At 39.0% G+C, this 13,203-nt stretch carries 16 protein-coding genes; all 16 read left to right on the top strand.

Annotated features, from left to right (window positions below; all coding sequences use genetic code 11):
• Positions 1-10: 10 nt before the first annotated feature.
• The 16 genes from ABE099_RS07660 to ABE099_RS07585 all read left to right on the top strand — a co-directional run bounded on the left by ABE099_RS07660 (position 11) and on the right by ABE099_RS07585 (position 13,184).
• Positions 11-544: a flagellar hook assembly protein FlgD gene (locus ABE099_RS07660; RefSeq protein WP_430028977.1), complete on the top strand. Its 534-nt coding sequence runs from the start codon at positions 11-13 to the stop codon at positions 542-544.
• On the top strand, positions 541-924 hold the full coding sequence (locus tag ABE099_RS07655) for a TIGR02530 family flagellar biosynthesis protein (RefSeq protein ID WP_430028975.1): 384 nt from the start codon (positions 541-543) through the stop codon (positions 922-924). Before ABE099_RS07660 ends, ABE099_RS07655 begins: the two co-directional genes overlap by 4 nt.
• Before the next feature lie 94 nt (positions 925-1,018).
• Positions 1,019-1,837 (top strand): flagellar basal body rod protein FlgG, encoded by an 819-nt coding sequence (gene flgG, locus ABE099_RS07650; RefSeq protein ID WP_430028973.1) that lies wholly within the window; start codon positions 1,019-1,021, stop codon positions 1,835-1,837.
• A 119-nt stretch (positions 1,838-1,956) separates the two neighbouring features.
• A complete protein-coding gene (locus ABE099_RS07645) occupies positions 1,957-2,181 on the top strand; it encodes a flagellar FlbD family protein (protein ID WP_430028971.1) in 225 nt (74 codons plus the stop codon).
• Entirely contained in the window at positions 2,178-2,651 is a 474-nt protein-coding gene (locus tag ABE099_RS07640) for a flagellar basal body-associated FliL family protein (RefSeq protein ID WP_430028969.1), read from the top strand. Before ABE099_RS07645 ends, ABE099_RS07640 begins: the two co-directional genes overlap by 4 nt.
• 43 nt (positions 2,652-2,694) lie before the next feature.
• Positions 2,695-3,693: a flagellar motor switch protein FliM gene (gene fliM, locus ABE099_RS07635; RefSeq protein ID WP_210087848.1), complete on the top strand. Its 999-nt coding sequence runs from the start codon at positions 2,695-2,697 to the stop codon at positions 3,691-3,693.
• On the top strand, positions 3,683-4,942 hold the full coding sequence (gene fliY, locus ABE099_RS07630) for a flagellar motor switch phosphatase FliY (protein WP_430028965.1): 1,260 nt from the start codon (positions 3,683-3,685) through the stop codon (positions 4,940-4,942). The genes fliM and fliY overlap by 11 nt, the downstream gene beginning before the upstream one ends.
• A gap of 31 nt (positions 4,943-4,973) precedes the next feature.
• Positions 4,974-5,339, top strand: coding sequence for a response regulator (locus ABE099_RS07625; RefSeq protein ID WP_210087846.1), 366 nt, complete (start codon positions 4,974-4,976; stop codon positions 5,337-5,339).
• Between the two features lie 4 nt (positions 5,340-5,343).
• Positions 5,344-5,889: a flagellar biosynthetic protein FliO gene (locus ABE099_RS07620; protein WP_430028962.1), complete on the top strand. Its 546-nt coding sequence runs from the start codon at positions 5,344-5,346 to the stop codon at positions 5,887-5,889.
• Positions 5,886-6,641, top strand: coding sequence for a flagellar type III secretion system pore protein FliP (gene fliP, locus ABE099_RS07615; protein ID WP_210087844.1), 756 nt, complete (start codon positions 5,886-5,888; stop codon positions 6,639-6,641). The genes ABE099_RS07620 and fliP overlap by 4 nt, the downstream gene beginning before the upstream one ends.
• 65 nt (positions 6,642-6,706) lie before the next feature.
• Positions 6,707-6,976, top strand: a complete 270-nt coding sequence (gene fliQ / locus ABE099_RS07610; protein ID WP_210087843.1) for a flagellar biosynthesis protein FliQ — start codon at positions 6,707-6,709, stop codon at positions 6,974-6,976.
• 9 nt (positions 6,977-6,985) lie between these two features.
• Complete coding sequence (gene fliR / locus ABE099_RS07605; protein ID WP_210087842.1) at positions 6,986-7,777, top strand: flagellar biosynthetic protein FliR; 792 nt, start codon at positions 6,986-6,988, stop codon at positions 7,775-7,777.
• A 21-nt stretch (positions 7,778-7,798) separates the two neighbouring features.
• Positions 7,799-8,884 carry a flagellar biosynthesis protein FlhB gene (gene flhB / locus ABE099_RS07600; RefSeq protein ID WP_430028959.1) on the top strand — a complete coding sequence of 362 codons (1,086 nt, stop codon included), beginning with the start codon at positions 7,799-7,801 and terminating at the stop codon, positions 8,882-8,884.
• Between the two features lie 30 nt (positions 8,885-8,914).
• On the top strand, positions 8,915-10,951 hold the full coding sequence (gene flhA, locus ABE099_RS07595) for a flagellar biosynthesis protein FlhA (protein ID WP_430028957.1): 2,037 nt from the start codon (positions 8,915-8,917) through the stop codon (positions 10,949-10,951).
• Positions 10,948-12,297: a flagellar biosynthesis protein FlhF gene (gene flhF, locus ABE099_RS07590; protein ID WP_430028955.1), complete on the top strand. Its 1,350-nt coding sequence runs from the start codon at positions 10,948-10,950 to the stop codon at positions 12,295-12,297. Before flhA ends, flhF begins: the two co-directional genes overlap by 4 nt.
• On the top strand, positions 12,294-13,184 hold the full coding sequence (locus ABE099_RS07585) for a MinD/ParA family protein (RefSeq protein ID WP_430028952.1): 891 nt from the start codon (positions 12,294-12,296) through the stop codon (positions 13,182-13,184). The genes flhF and ABE099_RS07585 overlap by 4 nt, the downstream gene beginning before the upstream one ends.
• The last annotated feature ends 19 nt before the right edge of the window (positions 13,185-13,203 follow it).

The raw sequence follows: 13,203 nt of genomic DNA, 5'->3' as shown, positions 1-13,203 counted from the left end.
GAGGAGCAACATGTCTGATGTAGTGTATCCCAAAACAAGCTGGCCCTATTATTCTGTAGATAATGTAAGAAGAGCTGGTGAAAAAAAAGATAATACATTAGGAAAAGATGAGTTTCTGAAGCTAATGATTGCACAAATGAAAAATCAGGATCCTACTTCTCCAATGGATAATAAAGATTTAGCTGCGCAGACCGCTCAATTCACTTCAGTGGAACAGCTTGCTAAAATATCTGATCAGTTAAAAGGAATGGGACAATCACTTGGGAATAGCTCTAACTTAATTGGGAAGCAAGTGGTGTGGAACGGAGAAAAGAAAACTGGAAATTATGATATTAAAACAAAACAAGCTGAAGTCATCATTGAAAAGGAAACAGGAATTGTTGATTCTATCGTCGTGCGTAATGGTGTTCATTATGTGACGATTGGTAGTAAAGAGCTCGAGCTTGACAAAATTGTTCAAGTTGAAGATGTAAAAGCAGCGGTGGACGACAAAGATAAAGAAACCTCAGGCACAAATGAATCTACTGAGGAGAAAACATCATGAATACTCCGATTCAGGTAGGTCAGATTTATACAGGAAGAATTGGACCTGCTGTAACTCAGCAGCATAAGCCACAGGTTTCTAAAAATAATGAGCAGACCTCCTTTCAGGACATGCTGCAAAACTCGCTTGTCAGGTTTAGTAACCATGCGGTGAAGCGGTTAGAGCAAAGAGGGCTTGATTTGAAGCCAGAGCAATTGCAAAAGATTGAAAATGCAATTAATGATGTTGCTGCTAAAGGCGGTAAGGAATCGCTGATTTTATTAAAAGATATGGCGCTGATCGTTAATGTGAACAATCGAACTGTCGTCACTGCAATGGATGGAAGCAACATGAAAAACAATGTTTTTACGCAAATTGATAGTGCAGTAATTATTTCTTAAGTGGCTGGCCCGGATTCGGAAAGCCATACATTAGTTGCGGATCGACTGAAGCAGCTAGGGCAATTCTATCTTACTTTAGGAGGAATGAAAGTAAATGTTAAGATCAATGTATTCGGGTGTATCTGGTATGCGTGGTTTTCAGACGAAGTTAGACGTAATCGGGAATAACATTGCTAACGTAAATACGGCGGGCTTTAAAGCAGGAAGAGTCATGTTTAAGGATATTATGAGTCAAACTGTGTCTGGCGTAACAGCACCGCAAGAAGGCACAACAGGTGGTGCAAATGCTAAGCAAATTGGTCTAGGTTCATCGATCGGTTCTATCGATACCTTGCATACAGCAGGTAGTGCGATGACGACAAATAATCCGCTTGATTTGCGTATTGATGGTGACGGATTCTTCCTAGTTAAGCTAAGTACCGAGCAAGAAGAGCCTTATTTGACAAGAGCAGGAGACTTCCATTTGGATGCTGCACGTCAATTAGTTACATCAGATGGATTTTTTGTTGTTGATAGTGGCGGGGAACCGATTACGCTTGAAGAAGGTGTAACAGCTTTTACGATTGATCAAAATGGAAGAATTGTCGCTAAAATGGCAGATGGGACTACGAATGAGGATGGACCTCAAATTGGGGTTGCTAGAGTTGTTAACCCAGAGGGCCTAGAAAAAATTGGTGGTAGCTTATATCGTAATACTCCAAACGCAACGACAGAAGAGCTAGTTCTTACAACTGCAAACAACCAAGAGGCTGGAACAGGTAAAATTATTTCCGGACAGCTTGAAATGTCTAATGTAGATTTAACTGGTGAATTTACCGAAATGATCGTTGCTCAACGTGGCTTCCAAGCTAACTCTCGTATCATTACGACTTCAGATGAAATTTTACAAGAGATTATGAGTTTGAAACGCTAAACATTCGTATAATAGAGGAGGATAGTATGATTGCTTAAATCCTCCTCTATACTTAACCTGATTTTGGGTGTATTTATCTTCAGCAAACCTGACTTTACTATTCATGTGGGAGGAATATTATGATCGCTGTAACAAGAATAAACGGATCTCAATTGTGGCTAAATGCCATCATGATAGAGGCGGTTGAGGAAACACCTGATACATACGTAACCCTTGTTACAGGCAAGCGTATTATAGTATTGGAAAAAGCAAGTGAAGTCATTTCACTAATTAGAGATTACTATAGTGAAATTGGCATTCATGCAGCAACAATTAAAGTGCAGCAAACGGAGGAATTGTCATGAAAAAATTGGCACCTTGGCTGATTACAATCTTATTATCAATTACGCTTATCGTAGTAGCAGCAGTATTACTTATAAGGCCATATACACAGCCAACCCCAGAAAATGAGGTAAGAGATGCTGTGCAAAATGTAGCTCCCGCAGCGGGCTTAACTGCCGATCAGATCGTTGAGGTTACTTCAACCATCGATGAAATTAAAACAAATGCTGCTGATGCAAACTACATTGTAGTCGCTAATTTTGCTTTTCAATTAGATAGTGCAGAGTCAAAGGCAGCCTTTGACAAAATTAAAGACTTTAAAATTGCCCCAATCATTATTAAAACTTTAGCTGATACAAAGCCTGAGGAGTTAAATGGTGCAAAGGGTAAAGATGATTTAAGCGCAAAGCTCTTAAATTTAATTAACAAATCACTGCCTGAAGGAAAAGTGATTCAGATTGATATCACAAAATTCCAATTGGTACCGATCTGATCAATAACAATCAATGTACAATTTCTTTAAGGGGGTGAGATAAATGGTAGATGTAATGTCACAAAATGAGATAGATGCACTGCTTGCAGCGTTGTCTTCAGGTGAAATGGATGCAGAAGAACTAAAAAAGGAAGAGACGCAGAAAAAAATACGAGCTTATGACTTTAAAAGAGCTGTGCGGTTTTCTAAAGACCATATTCGCAGCTTAACTCGAATTCATGAAAATTTTGCTCGATATCTCACTACCTATTTTTCCGCACAACTGCGCACCTTTGTACAAATTAGTGTCGTTCAGGTAGAACAATTACCTTACGATGAATTTATTCGATCTATTCCTAAGATGACGATTCTGAACATATTTGAAGCTGAGCCACTGGAGGGACGAATGGTATTAGAAGTTCATCCCAACGTTGCCTATGCGATGTTAGATCGTTTATTAGGAGGTGTCGGTGCTGCGCCTTCTAAGATGGGGGCTTTAACAGAAATTGAAACCATTATTATGGAGAAAATTTTTAGTAGAGCTTTTGATAGTCTCCAAGAAGCGTGGAAAACCGTGATGGATATTAATCCACGTATGGAGGCATTAGAAACCAATCCACAATTTATGCAAATTGTTTCACCCAATGAGACGATAGCTCTAATTTCATTAAGTACAAAAATTGGGGATACGACAGGGATGATCAATCTCTGTATCCCACATGTAGTGATTGAGCCCATCATGTCTAAATTGTCTGTGCATCATTGGTTTGTATCTCAGAAAAAGTCTAGAGTTCCTGAAGAGGTAGAGGCATTACAGCACCGAGTACATCGAGCTAAATTGCCGATTGTAGCTGAATTAGGTGAATCACAGATTACAATTTCTGAATTTTTGAGTTTAGCAGTTGGAGATGTAATTTCTTTGAATAAGCCAGTTGAGGATGGACTTGCGATACGGATCGGAGATAAGCTGAAGTACATCGGAAGCCCAGGGACAATTAAAGATCGGATTGCTGTTCAAATTGATGAAATTGTAAGTGAAGGAGTTGAGGAATATGACGAGTAAAGACTATTTATCTCAAGAAGAGATTGATGCTCTGCTTAAGCAAGCTAGCATGGATAACCTAGCCGAAACTGAGCCAACTGTTGATGATTATTTAACACCGCTAGAGCAGGATGCATTGGGAGAGATTGGGAATATTACGTTTGGAAGTGCGGCAACTGCGCTTTCAACACTTTTAAATAAAAAAGTAGATATTACAACCCCTAAAGTATCGATCATTGTACGTTCAAAATTTGAAGAGGAATTCCCAAAACCTCATGTTGCTATTCATGTAGAATATGTTGATGGTTTTGAAGGTATGAATTCACTTGTCATTAAAATTAGAGACGCTCAAGTCATTGCTGATCTCATGTTAGGTGGCGAAGGCAACCCACAAGATGAGGAGCTTAATGAGATTCATATTAGTGCTGTACAAGAAGCGATGAATCAAATGATGGGCTCTTCTGCGACCTCGATGTCTACTATTTTTAATCAGTTTGTAAATATCTCTCCACCTGGTATAGATATTTTAAATATGACGGATGGGAATGGGTTAAACAGCCTACCGCCAGATGAAACATTAATTAAAATCTCATTTAGATTAAAAATTGGTGATTTGATAGATTCTACGATTATGCAGTTGTTAACTGTTGAATTTGCAAAAGACATGGTGAGTCGTTTAATTAACGGTTCAGAGCCACAAGCTGTGGAAGAGCAACCAGCTACTTCTGCACCTGAGCCTACACCTACACCTACACCTTCTTCTGCACCACCAGTAGCTCCTGCATCTGAGCCTGTCATGCCTGCACAGCCTATGTACGAGCAGCCGATGTATAATCAGCCTCCACCAGCTGCAATGCAACCACAGGTTCCGAATCAAGGTTACGGAAATATGCCTATGGGGCAAGGTTATAACGAGCCACATCATCTTGGTGGAATAGCTGGACGACATACAAATGTACAGCCTGTACAGTTTTCTAATTTGTCAACCCCGGCTTATGGACAAGTGGATGAAAATAATTTAAATTTATTGATGGACATTCCCCTTAAGGTCACCGTAGAATTAGGGAGAACCCAAAAGCAAATAAAAGATATTTTGGAGTTATCACAAGGTTCAATCATAGAATTAGATAAGCTAGCTGGTGAGCCTGTGGATATTCTAGTTAACAACAAACTGATCGCCAAGGGTGAGGTTGTTGTTATTGATGAGAACTTTGGGGTACGTGTCACAGATATCGTAAGCCAATGGGATCGTATTCAAAAATTGAAATAACAGTATTCATTTCAGGGAGGATTTTTAACTAATGGCTAACAGAATTTTAATCGTAGACGACGCAGCATTTATGAGAATGATGATTCGTGATATTTTAACAAAAAATGGATTTGAAGTTGTGGGAGAAGCACAAGACGGTGCGCAAGCAGTTGAAAAATATAAAGAATTGCATCCTGACTTAATTACGATGGATATTACCATGCCTGAAATGGATGGGATTGCAGCACTAAAAGAGATTAAAAAAATTGAACCTAGTGCAAAAGTTATTATGTGTTCCGCAATGGGTCAACAAGCGATGGTTATTGATGCGATTCAAGCTGGTGCTAAAGATTTCATCGTAAAACCATTCCAATCTGATCGTGTAGTTGAGGCAATCAACAAAACGTTAGGCCTATAGTCTTATGTTTTTGCCCTTAGCTAACGAACAAACTCAAGATTTAGGTCAATATAATCCTATTGGGGATATGTTAACTGTCATTGTTGTTCTTGCTATCATTATCGTTTTAATTATCGTATTGGTACGTTTTTTAGGTAGAAAGAACCGTCTTTCCTCAACTAATCGTTCAATACAAACGATGGGTGCTGTGGGACTGGGGCCTAACAAGTCTCTTCAAGTGATTCAAATCGGCGGAACGATGTATTTGGTTGGTGTAGGTGAAAATATCAATTTAGTTGATAAAATTACCGATCCCGATGAAATTGAGCTTTTGAAGCGAGCATTTGAAGAGGCTGATCCTGAGTTCCCAGCGATTACATCGGCGTTATCTAATTTGATGACGCGCTTTAAAAAGAAAGAGAGCTTCATTCAAGAAGAAGAACTTGAAGGCTCCTCTTTCCATGAAGTATTCCAGACGCAAATTCAGAAGAGACCTAATCGTAAGCAGCAAATTCAAGAGTTGCTGGAGGAATCGGAACAAGAAACTACAGATCGGTCGAGGGATTCATGAAGAAAAAGCTCATTATAATTGGCTTAATTGCAAGCCTTTGGAGCATTGTAGGTGTGTCTATAGCTTCTGCAGCCTCTGTGAATCCCATACCTAATGTGGGGATTCAGATCGGAGATTCGTCAGGACAGCCTAGCACTAGCTCATTGTCTATCATCCTTCTTATTACAGTATTAAGTATTGCACCTGCAATTCTAGTATTGATGACAAGCTTTACGAGAATTGTTATCGTACTTGGTTTTGTTAGAAGTTCACTGGGAACGCAGCAGATGCCACCAAACCAAGTTTTGATTGGGTTAGCCCTATTTTTAACCTTGTTTGTGATGAGCCCTACCTTATCTACGATCAATCAGGTTGCTCTTCAGCCTTATATCAAAGGAGAGATCACACAGACAGAAGCTTTGGATAAGGCAGCCGTTCCAATGAAGGAATTTATGTATACACATACAAGGCCTAAGGATATTAAGCTATTTCTAGATTACAGTAAGACGAAGGCACCTGAAAGCTATAAGGACATTCCATTAAGTGTGATGATTCCTGCGTTTGCAATAAGTGAACTCAAAACAGGCTTTCAAATGGGATTTATGATTTTTATTCCATTTCTCATTATTGATATTGTGGTCGCCAGTGTGCTGATGGCTATGGGGATGATGATGTTACCACCGGTTATGATCTCACTACCATTTAAAATACTACTATTTGTATTGGTAGACGGCTGGTATCTCGTTGTAAAGCAGTTGTTAATTAGCTTTTAAAAGTTAATAGAGTATGGAATAGAGCTTTGATTATCAATTGATGAATGTAAGAGGGGGACGCGGTAATGAGTTCGGAATTTATAATCGGTTTAGCCGGACAAGCTGTTTTTACCGTATTGAAAGTAAGCGCACCAATGCTTTTAATCGGTCTTACCGTTGGTTTGATAGTTAGTATTTTTCAAGCGACTACACAAATTCAAGAGCAGACGCTAGCTTTCGTTCCCAAAATTGTTGCTGTTCTCGTAGCTTTATTATTGTTTGGACCATGGATTTTAACAACATTAGTAGATTTTACTTATAACATTTTTAATAATCTTGCCAAGTATATTAGTTAGGATTATATGATGACATTAGGGAGTTTGTTACAGGGTTGGTCCATTTTTTTGTTAATCTTTTGTCGAATAACTGCTTTTTTTGTAGTTTCGCCTATTTTCTCAGCACGAAATGTGCCAAATAGCTTTAAAATAGGTTTCTCAACGATGATTGCCGTTTTAATATTTTTTGTTCAGGATGTAAATACACCTCTGCCAACCGATCTTAATTATGCTTTGATGGTCATAAGAGAGGTTTTAATTGGTCTTTTAATGGGGTATGTTGTATCGCTGATGTTTGCAGTCATTCAAATGGCAGGATCCTTTATCGATATTCAAATTGGATTTGGGATCGCCAATGTCATTGATCCAATGACGGGGACAACTGCACCAGTCATCGGTAACTTCAAATACATTTTTGCGGTTTTAGTTTTTTTAGGGATGAATGGACATCATTACTTAATTGATGCGGTTGTTCGTAGCTATAACTGGATCCCACTGGATAATGAGTTGTTTCAGCGTATTTATCAAGGAAATGTATCTGAATTTTTAATTCGTACATTCGGAAATGCCTTTTTACTTTCGTTTCAAATGGCAGCTCCCTTAGTTGTTGCCTTATTTCTAACGGATGTTGCATTAGGCTTTCTAGCTCGCTCAGCACCACAGTTTAATGTGTTTGTCATTGGGATTCCCTTAAAAATTGTTGTAGGTTTAGTTGTACTGTTATTGCTTGTACCTAGCTTCACCTATGCATTTGAGCAATTATTTGCCGTATTGTTCAAATCGTTACAAGGACTGCTTGGTACTATAGGGGAACGGCCTTAAGTTGTTTGGGAGGAATCCAAATTGAATTTACGCTATAAGTTGGATTTGCAGTTATTTTCCGGTGAAAAAACAGAAAAAGCAACTCCCAAGAAACGTCAGGAGTCCCGTAAGAAAGGGCAAGTCGCCAAAAGTCAGGATGTGGCTGGTTCACTTGTTATGTTGTCTGTCTTTTTATGTCTCATGACTTTTGGTGGTTACATAAAAGAAAGATTAATTAAGTTATATAGTGATGTTTTTTTACATCGTCTCACGATGGATGTGACTCAAGAAAATGCGATGGTGATGTTTAGAAGTTATGGTGTTCAGCTCATTTTGTTACTTGCGCCCATCCTTCTTATCGTTTTTGTTGTCGCAGCAGTAGCTAATTATGCGCAAGTTGGTTTCTTATTTACAGGAGATCCGATTAAGCCAAAATTCAGCAAGCTAGATCCCATTAAAGGGATGAAAAATATATTTTCAGCTCGTTCCTTAGTCGAATTTCTTAAATCTGTTTTAAAGCTCGTCATTATTGGTTATCTCGTATTTTCCACAGTATGGGGTGCGATGGACAGCATTTCTTCACTTGGTCATGTGTCAGTTGAAGAGGCCTTTAAATTTACAGCCAAAATGACGATGAATCTTGGAATTAAAATCTCTGTTGCTTTGTTTGTATTAGCAGTTTTTGACTATATGTATCAGCGTTATGAGTATGAAAAAAACTTAAGAATGTCCAAGCAAGATATAAAGGATGAATATAAGAAAACAGAGGGTGACCCTTTAATTAAAGGGAAGATTCGTGAAAGACAACGTCGAATGGCCTTGCAACGTATGATGCAAGAAGTACCCAAGGCGGATGTCATTATTACAAACCCAACTCACTTCGCTGTTGCATTAAAATATGATGCAAGCAAAATGGAAGCACCAGAGGTTGTTGCAAAAGGACAGGATTATGTTGCTCTACGTATTAAAGAAATCGCTAAGCAAAATGACGTAATCACAGTAGAGAATAGACCACTCGCAAGAGCTTTGTTCCAAAGAACAGAAATCGGAGATTCTATTCCAGCTGATTTGTTCCAAGCCGTAGCTGAGGTGTTGGCTTATGTATACAAATTACAGGGTAAAAATTAATGAAATGATGGGGATCGGAGGCGTCAACTGGTGAAGAAGTTTAAAGATATATTTGTGTTAGTGGGAGTTATCGGTATAGTTCTGTTGATGATTCTTCCGATCCCAATATGGCTGTTAGACGTCCTACTTATTCTAAATATATCGATTGCATTAATGATTTTGCTAGTTTCTATGAATACGAAGGAAGCACTACAGTTTTCTATTTTTCCTGCGCTTTTGCTCATTACAACATTGTTCCGCCTTGCGCTGAACGTATCCACGACGAAGCTGATTTTAGGTCAAGCCAAGGCAGGGGATGTAGTTGCCACATTTGGTTCGTGGGTTTCTCAAGGTCAACCCGTCATTGGATTTATTGTGTTCCTAATCTTAGTTGTCGTTCAATTTATCGTAATTACAAAAGGTTCTGAACGGGTTGCAGAGGTAGGGGCAAGATTTACGTTAGATGCGATGCCAGGGAAGCAGATGAGTATTGATGCTGACCTCAATGCAGGCTTAATTAATGAGCAACAAGCGAAAGAACGTCGTAGTAAGATTGAGAGAGAAGCTGACTTTTATGGTGCGATGGATGGTGCGAGTAAGTTTGTAAAAGGAGATGCTATTGCCAGCATCATCATGCTCATCATTAACCTGCTTGGTGGGTTTATTGTAGGGATGACGATTCATGGTATGGATTTCGGAACGGCACTAAATACTTATTCCATCCTTACGATTGGTGATGGCTTAGTTAGCCAAATTCCAGCACTCCTTATTTCAACAGCATCTGGTTTAATTGTTACTCGAGCTTCGTCGGAAGGTAACTTAGCATCTGATATTACCTCGCAATTGTTTGCTTATCCTAAGCTGATTTACATTGTTGCAGGCACGATTGCTTTGTTGGGGTTATTTACCCCTATTGGTCCAATCACAACATTACCTTTTGCAGGATTGCTAGGATATGCTGCATGGAAGATGCAGAAAAACTTCGATCTCAAACAGATTGAACAAGAGCAAGAAGAAGAGGAGCAGCAGATTGAAGAGGTTCGTAGTCCAGAAAGTGTCATTAATCTTCTTCAGGTTGATCCGATTGAATTTGAGTTTGGGTATGGTCTAATCCCACTTGCGGATGCTAGTCAGGGCGGTGATTTGTTAGATCGGATTATTATGATTCGTAGACAATGTGCCTTAGAACTAGGACTTGTAGTGCCTGTTATTCGTATTCGCGACAATATTCAACTAAAACCGAACGAATACGTCATAAAAATTAAAGGAAATGTCGTAGGTAATGGTGAATTATTACTTAATCACTATTTGGCAATGAGTCCAGGGATGGATGATGATTCCATCACAGGGATTGAGACTAGCGAACCAGCATTTGGTTTACCTGCGTTATGGATTGATGAAAGCACAAAGGATCGTGCAGAGCTGTCAGGTTATACGGTTGTAGACCCACCTTCTGTGGTGGCAACCCATTTGACTGAAATGATTAAAAAGCATGCACATGAATTGCTTGGTCGCCAAGAAACGAAAACACTTGTCGATAATCTTAAGGAAAACTATGCTGTGTTGGTTGATGAATTAATCCCATCTGTATTGTCGATTGGTGATGTGCAAAAAGTGCTTGCTAAGCTACTTCGTGAAAAGATTTCTATTCGGGATATGGTTACCATTTTCGAAACCTTGGCTGATTATGGAACCTACACCAAAGATCCTGACATTCTCACAGAGTACGTAAGACAAGCATTATCTCGTCAAATTACGCAGCAATTTACGCAGCAAGGTGAAACGATGAGAGTGATTACAGTGGGCCCTAGTCTTGAAAAGAAGATTGCCGAAAGTGTTCAGCAAAGCGAGCAAGGAAGTTATCTTGCTTTAGACCCACAATCTACACAAACGGTGTTCCAAAAATTAACAGAGCAAATCAATCGTCTCATTCAATCTGGGCAGCAGCCAATCGTTTTGACATCACCTACGATACGCATGTATTTGCGTCAGATCATCGAACGTACGATGCAGGATATTCCTGTATTGTCTTATAGCGAGCTTGAGCCGAATGTCGAAATTCAAAGTGTCGGGGTGGTTAATTTATGAGAGTAAAGCGATATATCGTAGATACGATGCCTGATGCAATGCTTAAAATTCGTGCTGAGCTTGGATCTGATGCAGTCATTTTAAGTACGAAGGAAATGAAAATTGGTGGCTTTCTAGGAATGTTCCAGAAAAAAAAGATAGAAGTGATTGCAGCCTCAGAAACATCTGAGGCTGCACCACAAACTAAATCTAAAACGATGGCTGCACCTATAGTACATGCTCCAGTTGCGAGAGGAACTGCTCCACAAGCTTATCGTAAAACGGCGCAGATGTTAGCAGGTAAGGAATCTGAGGAAGAGAAGGTGCAAATATCACAAAAAACCTCTTCGGTAGTAAATGCGATACAAGAAAAAACAGCGATTCAACCTAATAACGAAGTTGCTGTTGAAACATTAAAACAAAAAATAAATGCATTAGCTACTAGTGATACTTTGACGACTGAAAATGCACATGAAGATTCTCCATCTAATAATGAAAAACGTTTATTTGAAGAACTTCATCAAATGAAGCTGATGATGACGAAGCTAGCTAAACAGCAAGACCAGACACGTGAGCTTCCCGAAGCATTAGAAGAGATAAAAGAGTTACTTCTTAAACAAGAAATTGCAATGGAACTAATTGATCAATGGCTTGAGCCTGTATATGAGTCATGGAATCAAAGTAATAAGACAATATCGGATCAAGAAATGAAGCAAGCTGTGATGAATCAGGTTTCTACCTTTTTACAGAGTGTAATAGGAGAAGGGATTCGTAGTACAACAAAAATTGTTTATGTTGCAGGTCCAACTGGTGTTGGTAAAACAACGACGATTGCCAAACTAGCAGCAGATCAGATTTTTCGTGAACGTAAGCAGGTTGGTTTCATTACTGCAGACACGTATCGAATTTCTGCGATAGAGCAATTAAGAACGTATGCTACAATTTTGAATGTGCCGCTTGAAGTTGTGCAATCTCCAGGGGATATGCATCGAGCACTAAATGCATTATCGACTTGTGACTTGATTTTTATGGACACGGCAGGGCGGAATTACTTAAATGAGTTGTTTGTGGCAGAGCTCCATAGCTTGTTTAATCTATCAGAGCATAGTGAAACTTATTTAGTGCTCAGCTTAACCTCTAAAACAAAAGACATGCAAAAAATAACTGATCATTTTAGTAAATATGGCCTACAAAAGGTTATTTTTACAAAGCTTGACGAGACGGAAAGTGTAGGTCCGTTATATAATTTACTTAATGAATATCCATTAAAAGTTTCCTACATCACTAATGGGCAAAACGTCCCGGATGATATATTACCTGTTGATGATAAACTAATGCTTCAAATGTTAATGGAGGGACGGTCATGAGTGACCAAGCACAATCGCTACGACAGCTAGTATCTTCACATGATGACATTTTAACTACACGACCAAAGGCTGAGCGAGGTGCTAAGGTTATTACCGTAAGTAGTGGGAAGGGTGGCGTAGGTAAGTCAAACTTCACTTTGAACTTTGCCTTAGCATTAAAAGCTTTAGGAAAAAAGGTGCTTTTGTTTGATGCAGATATCGGGATGGCAAACATTGATGTGCTAATGGGTGTACGCTCCCAGTATAGTTTGTATCATTTACTGAAAGGCGAAAAGGATATAACGGAAATCATAAGTATTGGTACGGGGTCACTCCCTTATATTGCAGGTGGCTCAGGTATGGCTGATTTATTTACTTTATCCTCTAATGATCTTAACTTATTTATGACACAGCTTGAGAAAATTACAGCCGACATGGATTTTATTATTTTTGATACTGGTGCTGGCTTATCTAAGGAAGTATTGAATTTTATAACTGCTGCAGATGAATGCATTATTGTTACAACACCTGAGCCTACATCGATAACTGATGCTTACGCACTAATTAAAGTGATTCAGAGTCTTGAAGAACAAGTTTCTTTTAGACTGATGATAAACAGAGTGTCAGATGAACAAGAGGCGAAGCAGGTGTCAAATAAAATAGCATTAGTGGCTTCAAAGTTTCTAAATATTCAAATTCCGATGATTGGTTATATGAGTGATGACCAGCATGTAGTACGAGCTGTAAAAAAACAAGTTCCGTTTTCAGTTGCCTTTCCAACATGTACTGCCGCAAAGGATGTACAGCGGATGGCGATGAAATATATGAATGTGCCACAACTTCAATCCAAAGACACCTATTCTGGAATCAAAGGATTTATGCACAAATGGCTTAAGCGAACAAAATGATTCTGATATTTAGACAGGG

This window comes from Paenibacillus turicensis (assembly GCF_050461185.1).
Lineage (GTDB): Bacteria > Bacillota > Bacilli > Paenibacillales > Paenibacillaceae > Fontibacillus > Fontibacillus turicensis_A.
This window is presented reverse-complemented; position numbering and strand designations above follow the sequence as displayed.

Bases quoted from the DNA above. Each gene is read 5' to 3' on its own strand.
- ABE099_RS07660 (WP_430028977.1), top strand. From the start codon at position 11: ATGTCTGATGTAGTGTATCCCAAAACAAGCTGGCCCTATTATTCTGTA.
- ABE099_RS07655 (WP_430028975.1), top strand. From the start codon at position 541: ATGAATACTCCGATTCAGGTAGGTCAGATTTATACAGGAAGAATTGGA.
- flgG (WP_430028973.1), top strand. From the start codon at position 1,019: ATGTTAAGATCAATGTATTCGGGTGTATCTGGTATGCGTGGTTTTCAG.
- ABE099_RS07645 (WP_430028971.1), top strand. From the start codon at position 1,957: ATGATCGCTGTAACAAGAATAAACGGATCTCAATTGTGGCTAAATGCC.
- ABE099_RS07640 (WP_430028969.1), top strand. From the start codon at position 2,178: ATGAAAAAATTGGCACCTTGGCTGATTACAATCTTATTATCAATTACG.
- fliM (WP_210087848.1), top strand. From the start codon at position 2,695: ATGGTAGATGTAATGTCACAAAATGAGATAGATGCACTGCTTGCAGCG.
- fliY (WP_430028965.1), top strand. From the start codon at position 3,683: ATGACGAGTAAAGACTATTTATCTCAAGAAGAGATTGATGCTCTGCTT.
- ABE099_RS07625 (WP_210087846.1), top strand. From the start codon at position 4,974: ATGGCTAACAGAATTTTAATCGTAGACGACGCAGCATTTATGAGAATG.
- ABE099_RS07620 (WP_430028962.1), top strand. From the start codon at position 5,344: ATGTTTTTGCCCTTAGCTAACGAACAAACTCAAGATTTAGGTCAATAT.
- fliP (WP_210087844.1), top strand. From the start codon at position 5,886: ATGAAGAAAAAGCTCATTATAATTGGCTTAATTGCAAGCCTTTGGAGC.
- fliQ (WP_210087843.1), top strand. From the start codon at position 6,707: ATGAGTTCGGAATTTATAATCGGTTTAGCCGGACAAGCTGTTTTTACC.
- fliR (WP_210087842.1), top strand. From the start codon at position 6,986: ATGACATTAGGGAGTTTGTTACAGGGTTGGTCCATTTTTTTGTTAATC.
- flhF (WP_430028955.1), top strand. From the start codon at position 10,948: ATGAGAGTAAAGCGATATATCGTAGATACGATGCCTGATGCAATGCTT.
- ABE099_RS07585 (WP_430028952.1), top strand. From the start codon at position 12,294: ATGAGTGACCAAGCACAATCGCTACGACAGCTAGTATCTTCACATGAT.